Below are 24,330 nucleotides of genomic sequence, written 5' to 3'. Positions count from 1 at the left end.
AGGTCAGGAGCGCGAGAAACTGTCCAGCAGCGTTGCCCGCATCCGCGCAGCAGTGACGGTGTCCGGGAGACCGAGTACGCCCTTGACCTCTTCGGGCAAGTGCGCCGCCGGCTCGCCGTTGCGGCGGAAGACTAGGTGGTCGAACACGGTCCGATACACTTCCCGCTGGTCCTCCGGCAGCGATCCGATCGCGACCAGCGCGTGGAGCAGCGCGTCATAGGGGTTGCCCATGCCGGCCGGCGCCGGGTTCCACCAATAGTTGACGAAGGCGTTGACGGGATCGAGCGATTCGACCGCATGCCACCAGTGGAAGGGGATGTAGATCGCGTCCCCCGGCTCCAGCGTGGCGGACTGCGCCTCTTTCGCGGCTTCGGCAAAGCGCGGGAAGCGTTCGAGGTCGGGCGCATCGGGATCGACCAGGCTGATCGGCGTCCCGGCGGGGGTCAGCTCCAGCGGCCCCATGTACAGGTTGGCGATCTGGTCGGGCGGAAACAGGGTGAAGCGCCGCCGGCCCATCACCACCACGCCGATATTCTCCATCAGGTCGTAGTGGGTGGCGACGCGGATCGCATTGCCCAGCCACATGCGCGGGATGACCGAGGTTGGCAGCAGGCTGGTCGCATTCTTGTCGGCAAAGCCGGGCAGGAGTTGCGGCAGCGGCACGGACTGGACCGCCATGGCATAGGGCCGCGCATGATCGCGGTCGCGGAGCAGGCGGTCCAGGAACGGACCGAGCGGGCTTTGGCCGCGCACGAAGTTCAGCCCCTTCAGATCGGGCGTGTAGAAGAAGCGACCGCCGATCTCCGGCTCGCCCAGGATCGCCGGGACGGGCTGCGGATGGCTGAAGCGCTTGAGGTAGGCGATGCCGCTGTCGGCGGACGCCTGCGCCGCCTTCACCGCCGGCCAGTCGCGGCCGAGCCCGCGCAGGACCACCGGACGCGCGGCCGGGCGCACCTCCGCTTCGAAGGCACGGCGATCGATACCGTGGATCTCGGGCAGCGGCGGATAGGTCATGCCACCACCAAGCTCGGCCTGGGGTCGCAGCCAATCTGGCGAAGATGATCGTCCTGGTGCGGCAGGAGCGAGGCGGTGTCTGCGATAACCTGGCGGATATGCTCCAGCCGCGTCAGCGTCTCTGCATCGGAAAGCAAATCGGCAGCCGGATGATAACCGCCCGCTTCCACCCCCTGCCCCACCATCACTGAAAGCCAGCTCGTCTCGGTGAACAGCTCATTGCCTTCCCGGAAGATGCGGCCGTTCGCGCCGAACACGGCGAGCTTGCTGGCGAGCCCCGGCGGCGGTTCGAGGGTGCGACAATAGTCCCAGAACGGCGTGTCGGCGCGCTCGGTCGCCTTGTAGTGCAGCACCAGGAAGTCGCGGATCTCCAGATAATCCGAGACATGGGCGGCGTTGAAGCGGTCGATCTCCAGCTGGTCGAACCGGCGGCTCGGCCAATAGGTCAGCAGCCGCGCGATCGCCGACTGGACCAGGTGGATGCTGGTCGATTCCAGCGGTTCGAGAAAGCCGCCGGCAAGGCCGAGCGCTACGACGTTGCCCACCCAGGCCCGCCGGCGGTGCCCGGCGGTGAAGCGCAGCAGCCGCGGATCGGCGAGCGGCGCGCCGTCGAGGTTGGCGAGCAGGGTTGCGGCCGCTTCATCGTCGGAAAGATGGGCGGAGGAATAGACATAGCCGTTGCCGATGCGGTGCTGGAGCGGGATTCGCCACTGCCACCCGGCACCGCGCGCAGTGGAGCGGGTGAGCGGCTGGCGGTCGCCGCCGTTCGCGCACGGCACCGCCACCGCGCGGTCGCACGGAAGCCACTGCGTCCAGTCCTCGAACCCCGCCGTCATCGCGCCTTCGATCAGCAGCCCGCGGAAGCCCGAGCAGTCGAGGAACAGGTCGCCTTCGATCCGCGTGCCCGATTGCAGCACCACCGCTGCGACATGCCCCGTCTCCCCATCGTGCTCGACATCGACGATGCGGCCCTCGATGCGGGTGGCGCCATTGGCTTCCGCCAGCCGGCGCAGGAAGCGCGCATAGAGCCCCGCGTCGAACTGGAAGGCGTAGCCGAGCTTGGACAGCGGCGAGGAAGGCTGGTCTGGGCGCGGATGGGCAAAGCGGCCCTGGAGACCGCCGACGATGCCGAGCGAATAGGCGTCGAGCGGCGTCGGATCGCCCAGGTCACGGCCCTTCAGCCAGAAATGGTGGAATTCGATCCCCTTCATGTCGAGGCCGTAGAAGCCGAAGGGGTGGACATAGCGATGGCCCGGGCGAAGCCAGTCGACGAACTCGATCCCCAGCTTGTAGGTCGCGCGCGTCTCGCGGACGAACTCCGCCTCGTCGATGCCCAGCATCTTGTTGAACAGCACGATCTGCGGGATCGTCGCCTCGCCGACTCCGACGGTGCCGATCTCTTCGGATTCAACGAGCTCGATCGACAGGCCCGGCATCTCGCCCAGGACGCGGGTGATCGCCGCCGCCGCCATCCACCCGGCGGTGCCGCCGCCGACGATCACCACGCGGCGGATCGCATCGGGCCTCACAGCGGATTGGCCGAGAAGTTGAACGGCGTCTCCGACGCAAAGGAGAAGTTCGGTTCCCCCGGCACCTCGGCGGGTTGCGGAGGTGCCGGCGTATTCGCAAGCGCGGCGCCGATGTGCCGCAGGAATTCCGCATGCGTCGGCAACTGCGCCGCCACGCGAAGATAACCCTGCCGCATCTCCTCCAGGGCGGCCGCCACCTTGTCCTCGTCCAGGGCGTCGGCGGCAGGCTCGTGCTCCTCCGGCACGATATGCTGGCCCAGGCAGACCGCGACCCAGCTGGTGGTCGCAAACAGCTCGGCACCGTCGCGGAACACCCGCCCCTTGGCGCGGAACAGGTCGATCTTGCGCTGCAAGGTCTCGGGCACGTCCATCGTGCGGCACCGGTCCCAGAACGGCGTGTCGCGCCGCCGGGTCGCCTTGTAGTGGAGGATCACGAAATCGCGCACGTCTTCATAGAGGTCGCGCATCTGGCGGTTGTACTCGTCGCGCTCGACGGGATTGAAGCGGCGGTCCGGGAACAGCGCGATCAGCCTGGTGATGCCGGCCTGGACCAGATGGATCGACGTGGATTCGAGCGGCTCGACGAAACCCGACGACAGCCCCAGCGCGACGACGTTGCGGTTCCAGCCGAGCTTGCGTCGGCCCGTCACGAACGAGAGGTGGCGCGGCTCGGCGAGGGGCTCGCCCTCCAGGTTGGCGAGAAGTTCGCGTTCCGCGGCTTCTGCGGTCATGAAGTCGCTGCAATAGACCAGCCCGTTGCCCATCCGCTGCTGCAGGGGGATGCGCCATTGCCAGCCGGCGCCGCGCGCGGTGGCGCGGGTGAACGGATCGGGGTCGCCGGAATAGCTGCTGGGGACCGCCACCGCGCGATTGCACGGCAGCCACTGGCTCCAGTCCTCATAGCCGGTCTCCAGCGCTTCCTCGATCAGGAGACCGCGGAAGCCCGAGCAGTCGATGAACAGGTCGCCTTCGACCGCCTGCCCGTTCTCCAGCTTCACGGCGGCGACATGGCCGTCCTCGGGGCGCAGCGCCACCTCGACGATCTTGCCCTCGATCCGCTGGACGCCGCCCGCCTCGGCGTAGCGTCGCAGGAAGCGCGCATAGAGGCTGGCGTCGAAGTGGAATGCGTAGAGCAGCTCCTTCACCGCCGACTGCGCACCTTCGGCCGGGCGCGCGAACTTTCCGGCCTGCGCGGCGACTGCGCTCATCGACCAGGCGGAGATATCCTGCATCACCCGGCGCTTGCGCTCGCGCAGGTACAGCTGGTGGAAATGAATCCCGCCGAGATCATGGCCATGCGCGCCGAACGGATGGAAATAGCGTTCCCCGACGTCGCCCCAGCCGTCGAACTCGATCCCCAGCTTGTAGGTGCCGCCGGTCTCGCGAATGAAGTCGTTCTCGTTGATCCCCAGCATGCGGTTGAAGGTGAGCAGCGGCGGAATCGTCGCCTCCCCCACCCCGACCGTGCCGATCTCCTCGGACTCGACCAGCGTGATCCGGGTCGCGCCATTGTTGAGAAAGCGGGAGAACGCCGCAGCGGCCATCCAGCCGGCGGTGCCGCCCCCGACGATGACGACATTGCGAATCGTGTGTTCGTTCATCGGGTAATCCGTGCGTGTTGCGCTGCGTGGTGCTGCGCAGCGGTGGGAAATTGCGGCAGCGCCCGCGCGATGGCGGCGCGGTATCCGGCCATGGCTGCATCCGACTGGTGGGCCGGCGTGGTGCCGATCAGCGGGTCGATCCGGCGCGGTATCAGCCCCTGGCCGAGCAGGATCGCGAGCCAGCTGTCGCGCGTGAAGGTCTCCTCCTCGAAGAAGGGCAGCCGCCCGCGCTCGGCGAACAGGCGAAGGGTGCGCGCGAGGCTTTCGGGCAGCGCGGCACGCGGCTGCCAGAAGGGCTCGGGCCGCCGCGCAGTCGCATAATGGCAAAGAACGAAGTCGCGGACGCGCGTGACCTCGGCGACAGCCTGGCGGTTATAGTCGGCGATCTCGAGCGGATGGCAGGCGCGGCCCGGCATCGCCGAGATGATCCGGTCGATCGCGCTGTGGGCGAGGTGGAGGTTGGTCCATTCGAGCGGCTCGATGACCACGGCCGCGTCGCCGATCGCCACGCAATTGCGCGCCCAGGGTTCGGGACGCGTGCCTTGCCGGAACCCGATGGCCGGCAAGGGCTCGACCCCACTCGCGTCCGCGAGCAGCCGGCGCGCATCCTCGTCGCCCAGCAAGCCGCTGGCGTAGCAGAGCCCGTGCGAGGTCGCGCCCGGCAGCGCGCTTTGCCAGCGCCAGCCGGCGGGAAGCGCCACGACATGGTCCAGCATCGACGGGGTCGCCGTCGTCGCCGACGCCTGCATCAGGCGATCACAGGCGAGCCACGGTCGCCAGTCCTCCCACGCGGTGTCGATGGCGCCGCGTACGACGCCCTCCGGCCCCGAGGCATCGACGAACAGGTCCGCCTCGACCGATCCGCCATCCGCAAGCGCCACGCGCTCGATGAAGCCGTCCCCGCCGCGAAGCCGCACCTCCGCGACCTCGCCCGTGCGCACGACCACGCCCACATGGCGCGCGAAGGCTTCGAGCATGGCGCGGTAGCGTCCGATATCGAGCGCGAGCCCTGCCTGGATGTCCGCAAACGGCGATCCGGGCTCCGGATCCGGCGGGAGCATCCGCCCGGCCCGCGCGAGCATCGCCGCCGGCGAATGCGCGTCATAGGGCGCCGCTAAGCCGGCATGGGCGGCGCGCGTCCAATGATGGTGGAACGACGCCGTACCGAACGACTGCCCATAGCTCCCATAGGCGTGGACATAGGCCGGCTGCCCCGACGCCCAGTCCTCGAACAGCGTTCCCAGCCGCCAGCCGCCGCCGGCACGCAGCACCGCGTCTTCCTCGCGCAGCCCGACGTCGTCGTGGAACCCGATCGCCGACGGGAGGGTCTGCGGCATCTGGTCCGCCAGCGCATTGGCAGGCGGAGGGACAGGGACGATCGTCACCGATATTCCAGGCACGCGCCGCTTCAACGCGACCGCGGCGGACCAGCCGACGATGCCGCCGCCGAACACTGCGACGCTGCGGACCGGCTCGTCCAGCATCGTCACGCGGCCGCCGCCATCGGGCAATAGCGCCCGAGATAGGAAAGGTGGTCAGGCATGGCGGATGCCGCTGCCTGGATCTCCGCCCGCATCTGCTTCATGCCCGCGACGAGACTTTCGAGCGTCGGCCCCGACGCGCGCGGATCAAAGCCGGCCGGGATAACGCGCTGGCCGAGGTAGACCGACACCCAGCTGGCATCGAGGAACGCCCCTTCGCGATACTTCACGATCCGCCCGCGGCGGCGGAACAGCTCCATCTTCTCCGCCAGGCTGTCCGGAATGGCCATGGTCCGCACGTAGTTCCAAAACTCAGAATCGTCGCGATGCGTGGCGTGGTAATGCAGGATCAGGAAGTCGCGCACCCGATCATATTCCATGTCGACGACGCGGTTGAACTCGTCGCGATCGACTGGGGAGATGCGGCGCTCCGGGAACAGCTCCAGCAACGCGGTGATCGCCTGCTGGACCAGGTAGATGCTGGTGGACTCCAGCGGCTCCAGGAAGCCGCCCGACAGCCCGATTGCCACGACATTGTGCGCCCAGCTACGTTCGCGCCGCCCGGCGGTGAACCGCAGGACCCGCGGGCTCGCCATCGGCATGCCCTCCACCGCGGCCGTCAGCGCGTCGGCGGCATGCTCGTCCGAGAGGAACGCGCTCGAATAGACATAGCCATTGCCCGTGCGGTGCTGGAGCGGGATCCGCCAGCGCCAGCCCGCAGGCATGGCGACGGCGCTGGTATAGGGAGTGACTTCCGTCACGGTGCGACACGGAAGCGCCACGGCTCGATCGGCGGGCAGCCAGCGCGACCAGTCCTGAAACGGCTCTCCCAGCGCCTTCCCGATCAGCAGGGACGCGAAGCCCGAGCAGTCCACGAACAGGTCACCCTCGATCCGCCTGCCGCCCTCCAGCAGCACCGCGGTCACATCGCCGCTCTCGCCGTCGCGCTCGACATGGACGATCCTGCCCTCGGTGCGCTCCGCCCCCAGCCCCTCGGCCAGGCGGCGCAGGTAGGGGGCAAACGCGACGGCATCGAACTGATAGGCATAGCCAAAGGTGGAGGCGACCTGGCACGGGTCCTGGGCCGGCGGCGCGAACCGGTTCGCCCGCGCCAGCGTGCACGCCATGGAGAATGCCTCGATCGGCGGAAGCTGGACGCCCGCGTGCAGCAGCCGGGCGTAATAGTGATGGAACTGGACGTCCCCGGCGCCACGCCCGAACGTGCCGAACGGGTGAATGTAGCTGTCGCCGATGCGCGCCCAGTTGCGGAACTCGATGCCCAGCTTGAAGGTGGCGCGGGTGGTCGCCATGAACTCGGCTTCGGGGATGCCCAGGCGCTCGTTGAAGGCGCGGATGTGCGGCAAGGTCGCCTCGCCGACTCCGATGATCCCGATCGCCTCGGATTCGACGAGGTGCACCTGGCAGCGATCGGGCAGCAGCTTCACCAGGGCGGCCGCGGTCATCCAGCCCGAAGTGCCGCCTCCCACCACCACGACACGCTGCCGATCCGGCCCGGTCATGCCCCTCCTGCCCCTCTTCCTGCGCATCGCTCTGCGGCGAAGCTTTCCCTCGCTCTTACCAGTCACCGGACCGTTGGCCAGCGCTATAAGTGACTATAAAGCAACATCATCCGAAATAAAGTTAGCGCGAACATTTCTCTTGCGAGGACGAAATCGCAGTCGTAGCCTCCCTGTCGAACGATGCGGCGCAGTATGACTGCGACACGACGTCGACGTACATGGGAGGGGGACTATGCGCATCGATGCGACTGAAGATGCACGCCTGAAGATCGGCGCCCGCAAGAAGGCGTTCCGATTCGGCGTTTCCGCGACGGCAATGTGCATGTTTGCGCTGGGTGCACCCGCGCATGCGCAGACCGGCGCGGCGAGCGGCCAGAACACGGCGGGCGGGACTACCGCCACCAGCGGCCCCGGGGCCGATCAGGCCGCACCACAAGATCCGGTCGACAGCCTGCCCGATGATGCAGGAAGCGGGAACGAAGTCGTCGTCACCGGCATTCGCCAGAGCCTCGCCAACGCCCAGAACATCAAGCGCAACTCCGACACCGTCGTGGACGCGATCACGTCGCAGGACATCGGCGCGCTGCCGGATCGCTCGGTGACGGAAGCGCTGCAGCGCGTGCCCGGCGTCTCGATCAACCGCTTCGCTGGCAACAACGACCCCGACCACTTCTCGGTCGAGGGCTCGGGCGTCAACGTGCGCGGCCTCAACTTCGTGCGTTCCGAGTTCAACGGCCGCGACACCTTCTCGGCCGGCATCGGCGGCCAGGCGATCAACTTCGCCGACGTGCCTTCGGAACTGCTCGGCTCGGTCGAGGTCTACAAGAACGCCACTGCCGACCTGATCGAGGGCGGCCTTGCCGGCACGGTCAACCTCAACACCCGCAAGCCCTTCGACAACAGGGGCTTCCACATCGGTGGCGGCATCGAGGCGAACTATGGCGACTTCGCAAAGAAGTGGTCGCCGACCGGCTCGCTGCTGATCAGCAACACCTGGGAAACCGGGATCGGCACCATCGGCGTCCTCGCCAATGGATCCTATTCGCGGATCAAGAGCCGCGCCGACGGTATTCAGGTCACCAACTTCCAGACGCGCGACGGCGTCCAGGCCGCGACCGGCACGGGCACCAACACCACCGTCACCTGCCGCAACCAGCTTCCGGGGAACTCGGACAGCACCACCTTGCTGCCGGGCACCATCACCGGCGTCGGGGGCGCCTCCTTCCCCAATCCGGCCAATGTCTGCGGCGCCAGCGGGAGCGCGGGCGCGGATGGCTTCGCCGACCCGATGAGCCTGGCCTATGCGCCCATCGGCGGACAGTTCCGAAGCCAGGACTACGACCGCAAGCGCGACGGCCAGGCGATCGCCGTGCAGTGGGAGAGCACCGACCAGCGCACGGTGCTGACCGCGCAGTTCATGCGCACCCACTCCAGCAATGCCTGGGGCGAGCACACGTTCGAGACGGCGCCCGACCTGTCGGAGTACAACACCTATCCCGCAGGCTGTCAGCAGAACGGCAACGGCCCGCTCAACGGCGCGGGCAATGCGACCACGCGTGCGGAGTGCCGCCTCAATGGTTCGGGTGAGTTCGCGTTCGGTGAGAACCAGCGCGGCAATGGCTACAACCCGACCGGCAATGCGTTCCCCAACTTCGTGTACGACAGCAACGGCCTGTTCCAGAGCGGGTTCATCACCCTGCCGGGTTCGGGCTGGCGCACGGCCTCCAGTGGTTCCGCTACCACCACGGTGCCGACCGGTGGCATGCAGCAGTCGCTCTCCCGCCGTCAGGTCTATGACGAGAACCTGGTCAAGGACGTCGGCATCAACCTGAAGATCAACCCCGACGATCACTGGTCGATCGGCCTGGACGTCGACTATACCTACGCCAAGCACGACGTCACCGACCTGAGCGTGTTCGGCTCGACCTTTGCCGACGAAGAGCTGGACCTCACGGGCAAGATCCCGGTCGTAATCCCGCACAAGCCGCTGACGCTGGCGGCGAACTGGGCGTCGCCGAACCCGGCGATGGCTGCCGCGAGCGATTCCGAATATTTCCAGAGCCGCGACTTCCAGTTCTGGCGCGCCGCGATGGACCACATCGAGCACAGCAAGGGCGACGAATATCAGATCAAGGGCGACTTCGCGTACAAGTTCGACGACGGCGAATTCCTGCAGCGGATCAAGTTCGGTGCGCGCTATGCCGAACGTTCGCAGGACGTACGCTATTCCGCCTATAACTGGGGCGCGATCAGCGAAGTGTGGTCGGGTGCACCGGTCACGTTCAACCAGGGCGATACCAGCCGTTCGTCGCTGTACAGCTTCGACAACTTCTTCCGCGGCAAGACGTCCGCTCCGCCCAGCGCCTATTACTACAACGGAGACCTGATCAAGGGCTACTCCGACGCGGTATCCTTCTTCCAGGCGCAGAACGATATCTGGCGTGAGACGAATGGCGCGACGGCGAGCAACCGCTTCTTGGGTGCGGGCCAGCGCGCCGGCGCCATCCCGGGCTCCGACTTCCTGCCGTCGGAGGTGTCGAACGTCCGCCAGGAAGACTCCGCCGCCTACGCGATGGTGCAGTTCGGCAACAACGACCCGATCTTCGGCAATGTGCGGATGTCGGGCAACGTCGGCGTCCGCTACGTCCACACCGATGTCTATTCGCGCACGGCCACCGCAGTACCGAACCGGACGGAACTGGGCGTCGCCGACCCCTACTCCACCCGCTGCGTCGCGACGATCCGGACCTTGCCGGACGGGACGACGGAAACGGTCCAGCCGGGCGGCGTCTGCAATCTCGGCGCTGTCGAATATGAGCGGCTGCGCGAGTTCGCGGTCGACGGCTATGCCGCGGTGCCAGCCTCGTTCAAGAACAGCTACAGCTACTTCCTGCCCAGTGCGAACCTGAAGTTCGGCCTGACCAACGACCTGATCCTGCGCCTCGCCGGATCGAAGGTGCTGACCCGTCCGGACTTCGCCAACATCCGGCCCTATGTCACCTATGCGCTGGAACCTGGCTCCGGCACCGTCACCATCAATGCGGGCAATCCGAACCTGAAGCCGGCGACCGCGTGGCAGTTCGACGTTACGCTGGAATGGTATTTCGGCCGGGTCGGGCAGCTGTCGTTCGATGCCTTCTACAAGACCGTGGACGGCTTCTTCTACCAGTCGCTCGTCAACCGCTCCGTTACCAACAACGGCATCACCCAGAACATCCAGGCACGCGGACCGGAGAACTACGACGGGAAGGGCAAAATCAAGGGCTTTGAGGTCGCCTATCAGCAGACCTTCGACTTCCTGCCGGGGGCGCTCAGCGGACTGGGCTTCAACGGCAACTACACCTACATCGACAGCTCGGGGCTCCCGAACTCCTTCTTGAACGGGGGAACGCCTTCGTCCAACTCGACGGTCGCAAAGGGGAACTTGCCGCTCGAGGGGCTTTCCAAGCACAACGTCAACGCGACGCTGTTCTACGAAAAGGGGCCGATCTCCCTTCGCGCCGCGTACAACTGGCGGTCGCGCTTCCTGCTCACCGCGGCGGACGTGATCTTCCCGTACACGTCGATCTTCAACGACGATACCGGCCAGCTCGACGCGTCGGCGTTCATCAACATCAACAAGTGGGTGAAGCTGGGCGTGCAGGGGGTGAACCTCACGAACACGACCACGAAGCTTCTTCAGGCGTACAAGTCGGGATCCAACGATCTTGCGCCCCGGTCCTATTTCACGAACGACCGGCGCTACTCGATCATCCTGCGCGCGAACTACTAAGACCAGTCGATCGACACACGAAGGGAGGCGGTGCTACGGCGCCGCCTCCTTTTTCTTTGCCAGCCTTTGCTGAAGTCCCAGGATACTCGGGCCGGGGGGTTTACCGCCGCTCCTTCGACCCTCACGCCGTTCGCTGCGGAGCCTCGGCCAGCGCTGCCCCGATCGCATCGCGGAGCGGCTTCGCACGATATTGGGCGTCATAGGGGCACGGGCGGCGCGGCGCTTTGTCCGGCCGAGGCTCGAACCCTTCGATCCAGCTGAAGCGGTCCGTCATGCCCCAGGCGACCACGTCCCTGAGCCGCGGATAGGAGAGGGTCACGTCGAGATAGGCTCGGGCATAGTCCGCCACGCCCCGGTCGCGGGCCTTGGCTTCGACGGGCAGGCCGTTGTCGCGCACGTCCAGCTCGGTGACGAGCAGGCGATAGCCCATCGCGGTCACGGCATCGAGAAAGCGGCGCCACGCGTCCTGCTGAGCCAGGATGCTCTTGTGCGTGTCGGGTCCCGAGGTGACGAGGTGCGACTGGATCCCGAGCGCATCGACCGGCGTACCACGGCGGCGAAACCCCTCGAGCAAGCGGAGCACACCGGCGCGATGCGTGGCGTTGCCCGGCTCCCAGCTCATATAATCGTTGTAGACGAGCTCGGCATGCGGCGCGGATGCACGCGCGGTCCGGAATGCAAGGTCGATCGTCGCCTCGGTGCCGCCCATCGCCTGGCTGAGTGCGGTTTCCTCCAGCGCCCCCGTCTCGGGCGTCACGGCTTCGTTGACGACATCATAGCTCTGGATGCGCCTGCCATAGCGGCGCGTCACCGCCTCCACATGCTCGCCAAGGATGCGCGCGGCCTCAGTGGCGGGACGCGCGCCGAAGTCGTGCGCCTCCACCCAGGCGGGCATCCACTTGCGGCGCTGCCACAGGAGATTGTGTCCGCGCATCGCCATCCCGTTCTGCTCGGACCAGGCGAGCATGCGATCGAACGCGGCGAAGTCGAACCGTCCCGGGGCCGGCCCGACATGCTGCCACTTCATCTCGTTCTCGGCCACCAGCAGCCCACAGTCGGTGCGGAGCAGCGCCGCATAGTCAGGGTTGGTGAACGAGCCCGTCCGGGGATTGGCCGACACCGCCGAACCGAAGCGCATGCCCTTGGTGCGCGCGATCGCATCGAGGCCGCGCGCCGGCGCGGCGCCGGCCGAACGCGGGCAGAGCGCCACCGCAGCCAGCAACCCGACCGCCTCTCGTCTCGTCGGCATCAGACCCATGGCATTCCTCCCTCACGAACGATCGCCCGGCACGATCGGCGTTAGGCGCCGCCGTCCAGATAGGCTGCCACCCACAGCAGCGGCGCGTTCCAGTTGATCGCGACCTCGTTCAGCGCATAGGCCGAGATATCGTCCTTCCAGCAGCGTTGCGGCGCACACTTCCCCTTCATCGTCAGGGCGATCGGATCGCTCATCGATGTCGAGTTCGGCCCGCCGGACACAACGCCGGGCGGCGGCCCTGGCAGCGATGGATCCAGCTGGTGCGCCCAGAAACGGTGGTGCGGGTTCAGGAGAGGCCGCGCCCCGAACCCCGAGACATAGCTCTGGTCGAGCGGGTTGCGGCCGAGCATGTAATCCATCGCGTCGACCACGCCGACGCGATAGCGCGCCTCGCCCGTCAGGCCATGCGCCACGCCCAGGATCATCGCCCGGTTCAGGATCGAGGAGTTGGATCCCCAGGGATAATCGAGCGTCGCATAGGGGATGCGGTAGCCGGACCGCTCCGTCTCCGCCAAAAAGCCGTCCGCCGCCGCGACAAGTGCGGCGCGGGCTCGCGCGGCATCAGCCTGGGGGATGCCCGGCGCCGTGGCGAGGGTGATTGTGCCGAGCGCGCCGACATTGCCCCAATTCGGTTCGCCCACCGACGCGGATTGAGCAGGCATCGCCGCGAGCGCGTCGCCATACACGGCCTCGCCCGTCGTCGCCCACAGTTCGGCGGTCGCCCAATAGAGTTCGTCCGACAGGTCATTGTCGCCGTAGCCGCCGCTGCCGGTGAAGCTGTTGGTCGCATAAACCTCCGGGTTGCGTAGCGCTGCCCGATAGGCGCGTTTCGCCGCCGCCAGGCAGGTCGCCGAAAATGTCGGATCGACGCGCCGCCAGATCCGCGCGCATTGCGCCGCGACAGCTGCTAGGTTGAGCGTCGCGCCCGTCGTCGGCGGGTAGAGCAGCCGGTCTTCCTTGTCGTTGTGCGGCGGCGTCGGCAGCGGGGTCCAGTTGCGGTCGGCCACCTTTTGGTGCGCCATCCCGCCGGCATCGATGGTGCGAAGCGTCAGCGGGCCGGTAGACGGCAAAGGTCCGACGGGCACCTCTGCACGGACGCCATCGGGTATCTGCATGGCCAGCAGGAACCGCATCTCCCAGCGCGCCTCGTCGAGGAGGTCGTTGATGCGGTTGCCGGCCTCCGGCAAGCGGGCGCGCCCGTCCGCGAAGGTGAACCGGCCGCTGGCGGCCTGGCGCTCGTACAGGTTCTGCAGGGTCCACAGCGAGATGCCGCCGTTGACGACATATTTGCCCTGGTCCCCCGCGTCGTACCAACCGCCGGTCACGTCGAGCGTATAGCTGCAGCCAGACCAGACGGTGCCGCGCTCGTCCGTGCCCCGGAAGCAGGTCGCGATCTCCCGGGGATGCCCGGCCGGTCGCGCCCACTGTGCGCCCCCGGCATAGCGCGCCTCGATCGGGATCCCTGCCCGGTTCTGGTAGAAGAAGTTGAGCGCGGCTGACGCCAGCGGCGCGTACAGCCCCGTCCGCACCGCAAAAGCGCGGCTGGTCTGATCGGAGATCCGGATGCGGTAGGTGCCGGGCTTCGTCACCTGATCGAAGCGGACGAGATGGACATTGTCGCCCGATGCGCGATCGGCCCCGACCACCGTCGTCTGTCCTTCGGCGACCGTTTTGCCATGCTCGTCGAGCACCCGCCACCGGAGCGGCACGGTGGAGTCACTCGCCACGACCGCGCGCTTCACCGTATCCGGCAGGAAGCCGATCTGGTTCAGCCGGATCGCGGGGCTGGCGTCGCCAGCGGCACCGATTGTCAATGCGGCAATTGCCGGCAGTACCGAGGCACGCAGATGGGCGGGGAGCAGCTTCAAGGACGCCTCCAATAGATGCCTGCGGTGTAGCACTATTCCGGCGAACCGTAACGGAATACGTCAGGCGCTCCACAGGACGCGGCGCTACCTGCTTCCTACCTCAAAACGGCAGATTGAAGTTCTCGACTTGGTTCTTGCGCCAGCGATCAGCGCGGCATTTTCGAAACCAAGTTCATCTATTGGCGCACGTCTATCCGGCGGCGGTGGAGACGATCGTGCTACGGGGGGAAAGATAATGGCGGAGCGGGAGGGATTCGAACCCTCGATACGGTTTTGCCGTATACTCACTTTCCAGGCGAGCGCCTTCGACCACTCGGCCACCGCTCCGCATGCTCTGGAAGGCGGCCCGTACCGCGCGTTGCGCCGGGGCGCAAGGCTGATGCGCGTGCAGTTGCCAGCAGCCGCAGGCGCATGGCACGCTGCGACGTGATGCTGACCGCCCTTCTCTCGCTCGCCCTGCTCGGCACAACCCCTGCCGAGCCCGCACCCGGCCAGTCCGCGGCCCCCGCGCCACAGTCGGCCGCCACGCCGATCGCTGCGGATTGGCGACCGATCCCTGACGACGACGTGCTGGTGATGACGCTGGCTGGGGACCGTCGGGTCGTGATCCGGCTCGCGCCCGCAGCGGCTCCCGTCCACATCGCCAACATCCGCACGCTTGCACGGGCGCACTGGTGGGACCGGACCAGCGTCTACCGCGTCCAGGACAACTATGTCGCGCAATGGGGCGATGCGACCGAGACAAAGGCGCTGCCCACGGGCGTCGTCGCCAACCCGCCTGCCGAATATGGCATGTCCGCCCCGAAGTTCGCCGCTGAGCTGACCCGGGCGGACCCCTATGCCCGCCAGATCGGCTTCACTGCCGACGGTTGGCCGGTCGCCCGCGGCAGCTGGCTAGACCAGGGAGCGGAAGCCTGGCTGCCGCACTGCTATGGCATGGTCGGGGTCGGACGGGACATGGCCCCGAGCACGGGCAGCGGGGCCGAACTCTACGCCGTGATCGGCCACGCGCCCCGCCATCTCGATCGCAACATTGCGCTGGTGGGCCGCGTGATCGAGGGGATCGAGTATCTGTCGGCGCTGCCGCGCGGCACCGGCGACCTCGGCTTCTACAAGACCGAAGCGGAGCGCACCCCGATCCTGTCGATCCGGCTGGCGAGCGACATGCCGGCCGCCGAGCGCCCGCGTTTCGACTATCGCGCTGCCGACAACCCGCGCTTTGCCGCCTATGTCCGCGACCGTGAGAACCGCCAGCCGCCGTTCTTCACGGTTCCAGCCGGTGGCGCCGACATCTGCAACGTGCCGCCGCAGGTTCGCCGCAGGCCCTGAGCAGCCACTCCGGCTACACCGCGCGGGTGCGCGGCAAGCCGGACCGTCTGCTGCGAGGGCGGGACGTCAGCGGCCGATCCAGTCGGCGACCTCGACCGCCACCTGGTTTGCTGCCTGGTTGATCGCGGGCGCAACCGTTTCCGCAGTGATCGCCGTCACCGGCACGCGTGCCTCGAAGCGACGCTTCTCCACCGCCTCGGGACGGCCGACGCGGATCAGCGCCGCGTCGAAGGTGACGACCGCCTCGTTGGTGGTCGCATCCATGCCGAACGACCGGAGTTCGCCCGAGAGCTGCGAGCTCGGATCGACGCTCGCCTGGCGCAGGCTGAGGACCACCCGGCCGGTACGCGTGGTCACCGTATCGCTCAGCAGCCGGGCGAACAGGCGCCCGGGCTGCTCGACCCACTGCGCATCCTTGACATAGGCGAGCGAGGTGTCGGTCGCGCGCACGGGGACGCGCGTCACCGCCAGCTCCTGCGGCACGCTCGGCACGGCGATCAGGATCGACTTGGCCGCGCCCGAATTCTGCGCATTGCCGACCGGCACCGCCTGCGACGGCGTCAGGGTGAGCAGCGAGGGCGGCGGCTCCGCGCCCAGGCGGATGCAGGCGGACAGCGGCAGCAGCGCGAGAATGGCGAGCTTCTTCATGAATTCCCTCACTTGCCTTCGTAGTCGGGCAGCTTCTGGCGGCCGATGATCGAGCTGGCGCCCCCCTGGTCCACCCGCTCCGCCACCGCGGCGAGCGCCGTGGTCATCTGGCGCAGGTCGGCAACCAGCTGACCGACCTCCGGAACGGTCCGCTTGGAGAAGGTCTGCAGGCCGGGGCGGGCATCGCCGATCGCGTCGTTGAGCGTGTCGGCGCTACGCTGTGCCGACTCGATCGTGCGGTTCAGGTTCTGGAGGGTCGGACGCACGTCGTTCGCGAGCACGCCGTTGCTGGTTTCCGCCAGCTGGCCGATCTGCTCGGCGGCAATGCCCGCGCGCTGGATGGCGATGCGCGTCTCCGCAAGCGTCGCGGCGATCTCCGGCCCGCGATCCGCGAGTGCGTCGGTCAGGCGATTGGTGTTTTCCAGGATCGCAGCGATCGAATTCTGGTTCCGATCCGACAGCAGCTCCGTCAGCCGCTCGGTGAGCGACGTCAGCCGTTCGAGCAGCCGCGGCGCGGAGCTCAGGATCGCGCCCAACCCACCGGGACGAGTCGGAATCACCGGCACGCCCATCGGGCAGGAGGTCTCCGGATGCACTTCGGGGCAGGCGATCGGCGGGGCGCCCTTCACCGCGCCGTCGAGCGCGATCTGGCTGACGCCGGTGAAGCCCACGCCCTGGATGGTGGCGGTGGTGCCCTCCAGGATCGGGACGCCCTCGTTCACGCTGATCCGCACCCGCACCAGCGAGGGATCCGGCTTGAACAGGGCGATCTCCTTCACCTGGCCGGACGGCACACCGGAGAAGGCGACGGGCGACCCCTTGTTGATGCCGTCCACCGCCTGTTTGAAGAAGATGTCGTACTCAAGCTCGTTGGTGCCGTTCACGCGCGCCAGCCACACGGTGAAGATCGCCAGCACCGCAAGCAGGATCAGCACCACCGCGCCGACCAAGACATGGTTCGATCGGGTTTCCATCAGCCTCTCAAGCCCCCTGTGCCTGCCGCGCTTCGGCGCTGCTGGCGCTGGCCACCGCGGCTCGTCCGCGGGGTCCTTTGAAATATTCCTGGATCCACGGGTGATCCAACGCGAGGAGTTCGTCGATCGTGCCGACGGCGATCACCTTCTTGTCCGCCAGCACCGCGACCCGATCGCAGATCGCATAGAGCGAATCGAGATCGTGGGTGATCAGGAACACGGTGAGCCCCAGCGTGCGCTGAAGCGAACGGGTAAGGTCGTCGAAGGCCGCTGCACCGATCGGGTCGAGCCCGGCGGTGGGCTCGTCGAGGAACAGGAGGTCCGGGTCGAGCGCGAGTGCCCGGGCAAGGCCCGCGCGCTTGCGCATGCCGCCGGAAAGCTCGGCTGGATATTTGGGCGCGGCATCCGCCGGCAGGCCGGTCATGACGACCTTGTAGGTCGCGATCTGCTCCAGCAGCGTCTCGCTCAGCCGCGGGTAGAATTCGCGCAGCGGGACCTGCACATTCTCGCCCACTGTCAGGGTGGAGAACAGCGCGCCGCCCTGGAACAGCACGCCCCAGCGCTTGCGGATCTCGACCGCCTCCGTCTCCTCGCGATCGAGCGTCGACTCGCCGAAGACCGAGATCTCGCCCGCCGCCGGAGTCTGGAGGCCGATGACCGAGCGCATCAGCACCGACTTGCCGGTACCCGATCCGCCGACCACGCCCAGGATCTCGCCCCGGCGCACGTCCAGGTCCAGCCCGTCGTGCACGATCTGGTCGCCGAACATGTTCTTGAGCCCGCGGACGCGGATCACAATGTCCTCGTCGGTCGTCATATCCAGCCGATCCGCTCGAAGAACACCGCGAAGAAGGCGTCGAGCACGATCACCAGGAAGATCGCCTGCACCACCGCAGAGGTCGTGCGCAGGCCGACCTGCTCGGCATCGCTTTCCACCTGCATGCCCTGGAAACAGCCGGAGATCGCGATGATGAGGCCGAACACCGGGGCCTTGATCAGGCCGACGTACAGGTCCGTGATCGGCACCACCTCACGCAGCCGCTGGACGTAGGTTACCAGCGGGATGTCGAGCGTCGCCCAGCACAGCAGCCCGCCCCCGATGATCGCGATGAGCGAGGCGTAGAAGCCGAGCAGCGGCATCATCAGCACCGCCGCCAGGGTGCGCGGCAGCACCAGCGCCTCCATCGGCGAGACGCCGATGGTGCGCATCGCGTCGATCTCCTCGGTCAGCTTCATGGTGCCGAGCTGCGCTGCAAAGGCAGAGCCGGAGCGACCCGCGACCATGATCGCCGTCATCAGCACGCCTAGTTCGCGCAGGGTGATGCGACCGATCAGGTTGATCGTGAACACCTCCGCGCCGAACTGGCGCAGCTGCACCGCGCCCTGCTGCGCGATCACGATGCCGATCAGGAAGCTCATCAGCCCGACGATGCCGAGCGCCGAGACGCCGACCACCTCGAACCGCTGCACCGTCGCATTGTACCGAAAGCGCCGCGGGTGGCGGATCACGTTGCCGGCTGCGATCACCGTCGCGCCGAGGAAGCCGAGGAGGCCCAACAGCGTACGGAACGACAGCACCGTTGCCGTGCCGAGTTCGTCCAGTACCCGCGCTACGGGCGGCAGCGGCTTCGCCTTCTGCACGACGGGCTGGTCCGCCTCGCCCACTTGGTCGATCAGGTGCTGGCCGTCCTCGTCCAGCCCCTCGATCTTTGCGTCATGGGCTGCAGCGAAGCGGCGCACGATCCACGCGCCGACCGTGTCGATCCGCTGCACGTCGGAGAGATCGATGCGGTCGACCGCGCCCTCGTGCCGGTCCAAGCGCTCGGGAAGACTCCCGAGCCGCGCAAGCGTGAGTTCCCCGGTGAACCGCAGCACGCGCTGGTCCTGCGGATCAGGGGAAAAGTCGACGGCCACAGTCATCGCCATGCTCCATCGGCGATTTCCACTAGAACGGCAAGGCGCGAGCTTGCAGAGACGCAGCAATGCACCGTCTCGCAATCTACGACATGGACCGGACGATTACCCGTGCGGGTACCTGGACTCCCTTTCTTCTCCACACGCTCGAAGGCCGGCAGCGCTGGCGGGTGGCGCTGCTGCCGCTCGCGGTGCTGCTCGCAGCCGGCTATGCCGGAAAGCTCTACAGCCGGGGCCGGTTGAAGGAACTGACCCACCGGCTGATGCTGGGCCGCACGGTCCCGGCCGAGACGCTCAAGACGCTTTCGCACCGCTTTGCCGAGCGGACGCTCGAAAAAGGCGTCTTCGCAGATGCGGTGAAGCAGATCGAGGCCGATCGGGCCGAGGGGCGCACCCTGGTGCTCGCCACCGCCTCCTACCGCTTCTACGCAGCCGAGATCGCGGCACGGCTCGGCTTCGATCATGTCATCGCGACCGATTCGAAGCTCAGCGAAGCCGGGGCGCTGCTGCCCCGCATCGACGGCGAGAACTGCTACGGTCCCGGCAAGCTGCGGATGATCGAGTCTTGGTATGCGGCCCAGGGCCTGCGGCGCGAGGATACCCAGGTCCGCTTCTACAGCGATCATGTGTCGGACGCGCCGGTGTTCGAATGGGCCGACGAGCCGGTGGCGGTCAACGCCCATACGCCGCTGCGCCTGCTCGCCAAGGCACGGGGCTGGCGCATCCTCGACTGGGCAGCCTGAACCCGGATGCACAAACTGCTCAGAGCAGCACGTCGATGCTGTGGATGCACAGGCCGACCAGGCCGCCGACGAGCGTGCCGTTGATGCGGATATACTGAAGGTCGCGGCCGACGGCATTCTCCAGGCGGCCGGTGATGGTGCGCGCGTCCCAGCCGCGCACCGTGTCCGACACCAGCCGCACGATCGCGTCCCCATAGTCGGCGACCATGCCGACGGCGGCACGGCGCACGAAGCGGTTGATGGTGCGTGCCAGCCGCGGATCGCGCTGCAGCGTCTCGCCCAGCTGGCGCAGCGCATCGCCCATGCCGCCCGCCATCGCCCGATCCGGATCGCGCACCAACCGCAGCAGCGCGGCACGGCTGCGCTCCCACATGCCGTCGAGCCAGCGCTGCAGCGCCGGGTTGCCGATCATGTCCTCCTTGAACTGCTCGACGCGCGCCTGGAGCGCCGGATCGGACTGGAGGTCGACGGCAAGCTTGGCGAGCCCCTCCTCCGCCTTGGCACGCAGCGGATGCTGCGAGTCGGCGGCGATGTCGTCGGCGAGCTTGCGCAGGCCGTCCAGGATCTTGTTGGCGAGGGTCTCGTCGAGCCCGGTCCAGCGCAGGATCGATCCGGCGCGGTCGTGCACCATCGCGCGGATGACCTGCTCGTTCGCCTCCACGGCGCGCGCCACGAAGCGGATCATGCCGTCGATCAACGGCACGTGGCGATCCTCGGCGATGGCGGCCTGGATCGCCTGCCCCAGCAGCGGTGCCACCTCCGTCGATCGCAGGCGATTGGCAATCGCACCCTTCACCATGCCGCCCAGCCGCTGCTGGTCGAACGACTGGATCAGGCTTGCGGCAAGGCGAGAGGCGCCATGGCGCAGGCGCCCTTGCCCGCCCACAGGATTGGCGAGCCAGCGGCCGACGACCGCCGCCACGTCCAGCCGCCGCATTCGCCGGGCGACCACATGGGCGGTCAGGAAGTTGTCGCGCAGGAAGATCGCCAACGTGTCGCCGATGCGGTCCTTGTTGCGGGGGATGATCGCGGTATGCGGCACCGGCAGCCCGAGAGGATGCCGGAACAAGGCGGTCACCGCGAACCAGTCCGCCAGGCCGCCGACCATGGCCGCCTCGGCAAAGGCCTGGACGAAGCCCCATGCCGGATGCCGCGCCTCCAGCGCGCGCGAGGCAAGGAACAGCAGCGCCATCACCACGAGCATGGCGGTGGCGACGCGGCGCATGCGGGTGAGCGCGGGAGGGACGGCGCCTCCGGTTCCGGGAACGCGCGCGAACAGGGTCATGCGTGAAACAATCCCCGAAAGCGGGGAAGGTTCAAGCCGGTCGCCACATGCGGCGCGGTGGATGCGCCGGTATCCGCCAGCTTGACACGTCAGCAGCCCCGAAGCCGCCTCTCCATCGTCATGCTGAACTTGTTTCAGCATCCACCGCGTCTTAGCAGCCTCGCAGGTGGAAAGATGGACCCTGAAACAAGTTCAGGGTGACGGCTCATGGGAAGGGCTTCGGCGCGTGCGCTCGAACAGCCCCCACCGATCACTCGGCAGGAGCGGGCCCCTCCTGCCCCTTCCCCTGATAGCCGATGTGCCCGCCCGGCTGGTGATCGATGACCGGCTGGCCCGGCAACTCGTCACCCGGGCGATAGGTCAGCAGCCGCCGCGAAAGCCGCGGCCCGACCCAGCGTTCGACGCCCACCGCCAGGCTGAACGTCGCCGGCACGATCAGCAGCGTGAGCATGGTCGACAGCACCAGTCCGCCGATCACCGTGATGCTCATCGGGGACCTAAACGACGCGTCGCCGGTCAGCGCCAGCGCCGTCGGCACCATGCCCGCCACCATCGCGACCGTCGTCATGACGATCGGCTGCGCGCGCTTGTGCCCGGCGTCGAGGATGGCGGCGGACTTGTCGACGCCCTTGGCCATCTCCTCCAACGCGAAGTCGATCAGCAGGATCGAGTTCTTGGCGACGATGCCGAGCAGCATCAGCAAGCCGATGTAGACCGCCATGGAGACCGGATGCCCGGTGACCCAAAGCGCCAGCAGCCCGCCCAGCGGCGCCAGCAGCAGCGAGCCGATGTTCACGAACGGCGGCATCAACCGCTTGTAGAGCAGCACCAGCACCGCCAGCAGCAGCAGCAGGCCCGAGATCACGGCGATGATGAAGTTCTGGATCATCTCCGTCTGCCACTTGGCCTGGCCGAGCGTCAGCTCGCGCACGCCGATCGGCAGGTTCTGCATGGTGGGCAGCGCATGGATTTGCTTCATGGCGTCGCTGTTGATGACGCCCGACGCCAGATCGGCCCCGACCACCAGCTGGCGCTGCTGGTCGACGCGCTCGATCTTGGTCGGGCCGGCGCCGAAGCCGATTTCCGCAACCACGCTGAGCGGCACCGATCCGCCGCTGCTGGTGGGCACGGGCAGGTTCTGGATCGTCGACAGCTGGGTACGCGAATCCTCTGACAGGGCGACCCGGATCGGGATCTGGCGGTCGGACAGCGAGAAGCGCGCGCTGTTCTGGTCGATGTCGCCCAGGGTCGCGATGCGGATCGCGTTGGAAAGCGCGCTGGTGGTGACACCCAGGCTGGCGGCCAGGTCGAGCCGCGGACGGATCACCAGTTCGGGCCGCTGCAGGTCGCCGCTGACGCGCGGGGCGACGATCGTCTTCAGCCCGGCCATCTCCTGGACCAGCTTGTTCGCCGTCTCGTTGAGCAGCACGGGATCGTCGCCGCCCAGCACGATCGAGAGGTCACGGTTGTTCGACCCCCAGCCGAATTGCGAGCGGAACGCCACGCGCGCATCGGGAATGGCGCTCAGGCGCGGCGCCAAGCCGCGCTCGAACTCGGTGCTGGTCATCTCGCGATCCTCGGCGAGCTCCACGCTCACCCGGCCGCTCCCCACCATGGTGGTCGAATAGGCCGAGGTGACGATCGGCTGTGCGCGAAGGATCTCCTCTACGTGCTTCACCACGCGCGCGGTCTGCTCCAGGGTGGTGCCCGGCACCATCTCGATCATCGCGGTCGAACGGTCGCGGTCCTGCGGCGGCTGGAAGGTCGCCGGCAGGATCGAGAACATGAACAAGGTGCCGGCAAAGGCGGCGACGCTCGCCACCACCGCCGTCCAGCGGTGCTTGAGCGTCCAGCGCAGCGTCCGCATATAGACGCGCATCGCCCAGCCATCGCCCTTCTCCACATGGCCGTGGCCCTTGAGGAAATAGGCCGCGATCATCGGGGTGATCATACGGGCCACACCCAGGCTCATCAGCACCGCGGCGACGACGGTCAGGCCGAAATTCTTGAAGAACTGGCCGGCAATGCCCGGCATCAGGCCGACGGGCAGGAACACCGCGACGATCGCCATGGTGGTGGCGAGCACCGCCAGGCCGATCTCGTCGGCGGCATCGATCGACGCCTGATAGGCGGTCTTGCCCATGCGCATGTGGCGGACGATGTTCTCGATCTCCACGATCGCGTCGTCCACCAGCACGCCCGCCACCAGGCTGAGCGCGAGCAGCGTCATCTGGTTGAGCGAGAAACCCATGAGGTCCATGAACCAGAAGGTCGGGATCGCGGACAAGGGGATGGCCAGTGCCGAGATCAGCGTCGCGCGCCAGTCCCAAAGGAACAGGAACACGATCACCACCGCCAGCACGGCGCCCTCGATCATCGCGTGGATCGCGGATTCGTACTGGATCTCGGTATATTTCACGCTGTCCGACAGCAGCGCGAAGCGCACCTGCGGATTGCGCTCCTCCAGCGCCTTCAGCCGCTTTTCCGCCTCGTGAAAGACGGTGACGTCGGATGCGCCCTTGGCGCGCTTGATGTCGAACGACAGCACGCGCCGGCCGTTGTAGGCGGCCGCCGAGCGCTGCTCGGCATAGGCGTCGCGCACGTTGGCGATGTCGGCCAGCCGCACGGTGCGGCCGTCGCCGAGCGCAATCTGGGTCTGGCCGAGTTCGTAGGCGGAAGCCGCGTTGCCCAGCACGCGCACCGACTGTTCCTGGCCGGCGATCTCGGCGCGGCCGCCGGCTGCGTTGATGTTCACCTGGCGCAGCGCCTGGTTCACCTGGCTGGCGGTGATCCCCATGCCCTGCAACTTAGCGGGATCCAGGATCACCCGGATTTCGCGGTCGACGCCGCCCACCCGCTCCACCGTAGACATGCCGTCGATCGACAGCAGTTCCTTGGCGACCGTGTTGTCCACGTACCAGCTGAGCTGTTCCTCGGTCATGTCGCTGGCGATGGCGGTCCAGCTGGCGAGGTCCTCGTCGGTGGTGTTGGCGCGGTAGATCTGCGGCTCGAGAATGCCTTCGGGCAGTTCGCTGCGGATCTGGTTCACCGCCTCGCGCACGTCCGTCACCGCGCGATCGATCGGTGTGCCGATGTCGAGCTGGACGACCGTGGTGGTGTTGCCTTCGCTGACTTCCGAATTGATCTCGTCGATGCCCTGGATGCTGCGCACCGCCGCCTCGACCCGCTGGGTGATCTGCGTCTCCAGCTCGGTGGGCGCGGCCCCCGGCTGGTTGATGACGACGATCACCACCGGAAATTCGATGTCCGGGTCCTGGTTGACGTCCATCCGCATGAAGCTGACCAGGCCCGCGATCGTCAGCGCAATGAACAGCACCAGCGGCGGGATCGGGTTGCGGATTGACCAGGCGGAGATGTTGCGGAAGCCCATGGC

General features: G+C 67.5%; 16 protein-coding genes and 1 tRNA gene. 3 read left to right on the top strand and 14 right to left on the bottom strand.

Translation table 11 applies throughout. The annotated features are described in order from the left end of the window. Positions 1-3: 3 nt before the first annotated feature. The 5 genes from ABDZ92_RS11230 to ABDZ92_RS11210 are packed head-to-tail and all read right to left on the bottom strand — an operon-like array spanning position 4 to position 7,145. Positions 4-1,014, bottom strand: a complete 1,011-nt coding sequence (locus tag ABDZ92_RS11230; protein ID WP_125959416.1) for a cupin-like domain-containing protein — start codon at positions 1,012-1,014, stop codon at positions 4-6. Beyond that, positions 1,011-2,543, bottom strand: coding sequence for a tryptophan halogenase family protein (locus ABDZ92_RS11225; protein WP_125959417.1), 1,533 nt, complete (start codon positions 2,541-2,543; stop codon positions 1,011-1,013). The genes ABDZ92_RS11230 and ABDZ92_RS11225 overlap by 4 nt, the downstream gene beginning before the upstream one ends. Further along, positions 2,540-4,144: a tryptophan halogenase family protein gene (locus ABDZ92_RS11220; protein ID WP_125959418.1), complete on the bottom strand. Its 1,605-nt coding sequence runs from the start codon at positions 4,142-4,144 to the stop codon at positions 2,540-2,542. Before ABDZ92_RS11220 ends, ABDZ92_RS11225 begins: the two co-directional genes overlap by 4 nt. Continuing rightward, positions 4,141-5,628, bottom strand: a complete 1,488-nt coding sequence (locus ABDZ92_RS11215; protein ID WP_125959510.1) for a tryptophan 7-halogenase — start codon at positions 5,626-5,628, stop codon at positions 4,141-4,143. Before ABDZ92_RS11215 ends, ABDZ92_RS11220 begins: the two co-directional genes overlap by 4 nt. 2 nt (positions 5,629-5,630) lie before the next feature. Then, complete coding sequence (locus ABDZ92_RS11210; protein ID WP_125959419.1) at positions 5,631-7,145, bottom strand: tryptophan halogenase family protein; 1,515 nt, start codon at positions 7,143-7,145, stop codon at positions 5,631-5,633. Positions 7,146-7,377: 232 nt separating this feature from the next. On the opposite strand from ABDZ92_RS11210, the gene ABDZ92_RS11205 reads away from it, so the two are divergent. Further along, positions 7,378-10,917, top strand: a complete 3,540-nt coding sequence (locus tag ABDZ92_RS11205; protein ID WP_272695168.1) for a TonB-dependent receptor — start codon at positions 7,378-7,380, stop codon at positions 10,915-10,917. Between the two features lie 121 nt (positions 10,918-11,038). Here ABDZ92_RS11205 and ABDZ92_RS11200 read toward each other — a convergent pair whose 3' ends face one another. The 3 genes from ABDZ92_RS11200 to ABDZ92_RS11190 all read right to left on the bottom strand — a co-directional run bounded on the left by ABDZ92_RS11200 (position 11,039) and on the right by ABDZ92_RS11190 (position 14,370). Next, positions 11,039-12,175 carry an endo-1,4-beta-xylanase gene (locus ABDZ92_RS11200; protein WP_241211730.1) on the bottom strand — a complete coding sequence of 379 codons (1,137 nt, stop codon included), beginning with the start codon at positions 12,173-12,175 and terminating at the stop codon, positions 11,039-11,041. 41 nt (positions 12,176-12,216) lie between these two features. Then, positions 12,217-14,043, bottom strand: a complete 1,827-nt coding sequence (locus tag ABDZ92_RS11195; RefSeq protein WP_241211731.1) for a glycoside hydrolase family 9 protein — start codon at positions 14,041-14,043, stop codon at positions 12,217-12,219. A gap of 236 nt (positions 14,044-14,279) precedes the next feature. Further along, positions 14,280-14,370: transfer RNA gene (locus ABDZ92_RS11190), tRNA-Ser, on the bottom strand. A gap of 84 nt (positions 14,371-14,454) precedes the next feature. On the opposite strand from ABDZ92_RS11190, the gene ABDZ92_RS11185 reads away from it, so the two are divergent. Continuing rightward, positions 14,455-15,372, top strand: a complete 918-nt coding sequence (locus tag ABDZ92_RS11185; RefSeq protein WP_241211732.1) for a peptidylprolyl isomerase — start codon at positions 14,455-14,457, stop codon at positions 15,370-15,372. Between the two features lie 66 nt (positions 15,373-15,438). On the opposite strand, the gene ABDZ92_RS11180 is transcribed toward ABDZ92_RS11185, so the two are convergent. The 4 genes from ABDZ92_RS11180 to ABDZ92_RS11165 are packed head-to-tail and all read right to left on the bottom strand — an operon-like array spanning position 15,439 to position 18,914. After that, positions 15,439-16,020 (bottom strand): ABC-type transport auxiliary lipoprotein family protein, encoded by a 582-nt coding sequence (locus ABDZ92_RS11180; protein ID WP_125959429.1) that lies wholly within the window; start codon positions 16,018-16,020, stop codon positions 15,439-15,441. An 8-nt stretch (positions 16,021-16,028) separates the two neighbouring features. Continuing rightward, positions 16,029-16,994 (bottom strand): MlaD family protein, encoded by a 966-nt coding sequence (locus ABDZ92_RS11175; protein WP_125959430.1) that lies wholly within the window; start codon positions 16,992-16,994, stop codon positions 16,029-16,031. Positions 16,995-17,001: 7 nt separating this feature from the next. Next, positions 17,002-17,811: an ABC transporter ATP-binding protein gene (locus tag ABDZ92_RS11170; protein WP_125959431.1), complete on the bottom strand. Its 810-nt coding sequence runs from the start codon at positions 17,809-17,811 to the stop codon at positions 17,002-17,004. Continuing rightward, a complete protein-coding gene (locus ABDZ92_RS11165) occupies positions 17,808-18,914 on the bottom strand; it encodes an ABC transporter permease (protein ID WP_272695169.1) in 1,107 nt (368 codons plus the stop codon). The genes ABDZ92_RS11170 and ABDZ92_RS11165 overlap by 4 nt, the downstream gene beginning before the upstream one ends. 62 nt (positions 18,915-18,976) lie before the next feature. Between ABDZ92_RS11165 and ABDZ92_RS11160 the strand changes: the two genes are divergently transcribed. Continuing rightward, the gene (locus tag ABDZ92_RS11160; protein ID WP_125959433.1) at positions 18,977-19,651 is read left to right on the top strand and encodes an HAD family hydrolase; all 675 of its coding nucleotides are present in this window, start codon (positions 18,977-18,979) and stop codon (positions 19,649-19,651) included. Between the two features lie 19 nt (positions 19,652-19,670). Here the strand turns inward: ABDZ92_RS11160 and ABDZ92_RS11155 are convergent, their stop codons facing one another. Both ABDZ92_RS11155 and ABDZ92_RS11150 read right to left on the bottom strand, forming a co-directional pair. Next, positions 19,671-20,936, bottom strand: a complete 1,266-nt coding sequence (locus ABDZ92_RS11155; protein WP_241211733.1) for a DUF445 domain-containing protein — start codon at positions 20,934-20,936, stop codon at positions 19,671-19,673. A 250-nt stretch (positions 20,937-21,186) separates the two neighbouring features. Beyond that, positions 21,187-24,327, bottom strand: a complete 3,141-nt coding sequence (locus ABDZ92_RS11150; RefSeq protein WP_125959434.1) for an efflux RND transporter permease subunit — start codon at positions 24,325-24,327, stop codon at positions 21,187-21,189. Positions 24,328-24,330 lie beyond the last annotated feature (3 nt).

Source organism: Sphingomonas molluscorum (assembly GCF_039522995.1).
In the GTDB taxonomy this organism is placed as follows: Bacteria; Pseudomonadota; Alphaproteobacteria; order Sphingomonadales; family Sphingomonadaceae; genus Sphingomonas; species Sphingomonas molluscorum.
The sequence above is the reverse complement of the archived record's forward strand: the minus strand, read 5'-3'. Positions and strand labels throughout refer to the sequence as shown.

Coding starts and splice junctions, on each gene's coding strand:
- ABDZ92_RS11230 (WP_125959416.1), bottom strand. CDS start 1,014: ATGACCTATCCGCCGCTGCCCGAGATCCACGGTATCGATCGCCGTGCC.
- ABDZ92_RS11220 (WP_125959418.1), bottom strand. CDS start 4,144: ATGAACGAACACACGATTCGCAATGTCGTCATCGTCGGGGGCGGCACC.
- ABDZ92_RS11215 (WP_125959510.1), bottom strand. CDS start 5,628: ATGCTGGACGAGCCGGTCCGCAGCGTCGCAGTGTTCGGCGGCGGCATC.
- ABDZ92_RS11210 (WP_125959419.1), bottom strand. CDS start 7,145: ATGACCGGGCCGGATCGGCAGCGTGTCGTGGTGGTGGGAGGCGGCACT.
- ABDZ92_RS11205 (WP_272695168.1), top strand. CDS start 7,378: ATGCGCATCGATGCGACTGAAGATGCACGCCTGAAGATCGGCGCCCGC.
- ABDZ92_RS11200 (WP_241211730.1), bottom strand. CDS start 12,175: ATGGGTCTGATGCCGACGAGACGAGAGGCGGTCGGGTTGCTGGCTGCG.
- ABDZ92_RS11185 (WP_241211732.1), top strand. CDS start 14,455: ATGGCACGCTGCGACGTGATGCTGACCGCCCTTCTCTCGCTCGCCCTG.
- ABDZ92_RS11180 (WP_125959429.1), bottom strand. CDS start 16,020: ATGAAGAAGCTCGCCATTCTCGCGCTGCTGCCGCTGTCCGCCTGCATC.
- ABDZ92_RS11175 (WP_125959430.1), bottom strand. CDS start 16,994: ATGGAAACCCGATCGAACCATGTCTTGGTCGGCGCGGTGGTGCTGATC.
- ABDZ92_RS11170 (WP_125959431.1), bottom strand. CDS start 17,811: ATGACGACCGACGAGGACATTGTGATCCGCGTCCGCGGGCTCAAGAAC.
- ABDZ92_RS11165 (WP_272695169.1), bottom strand. CDS start 18,914: ATGACTGTGGCCGTCGACTTTTCCCCTGATCCGCAGGACCAGCGCGTG.
- ABDZ92_RS11160 (WP_125959433.1), top strand. CDS start 18,977: ATGCACCGTCTCGCAATCTACGACATGGACCGGACGATTACCCGTGCG.
- ABDZ92_RS11155 (WP_241211733.1), bottom strand. CDS start 20,936: ATGACCCTGTTCGCGCGCGTTCCCGGAACCGGAGGCGCCGTCCCTCCC.
- ABDZ92_RS11150 (WP_125959434.1), bottom strand. CDS start 24,327: ATGGGCTTCCGCAACATCTCCGCCTGGTCAATCCGCAACCCGATCCCG.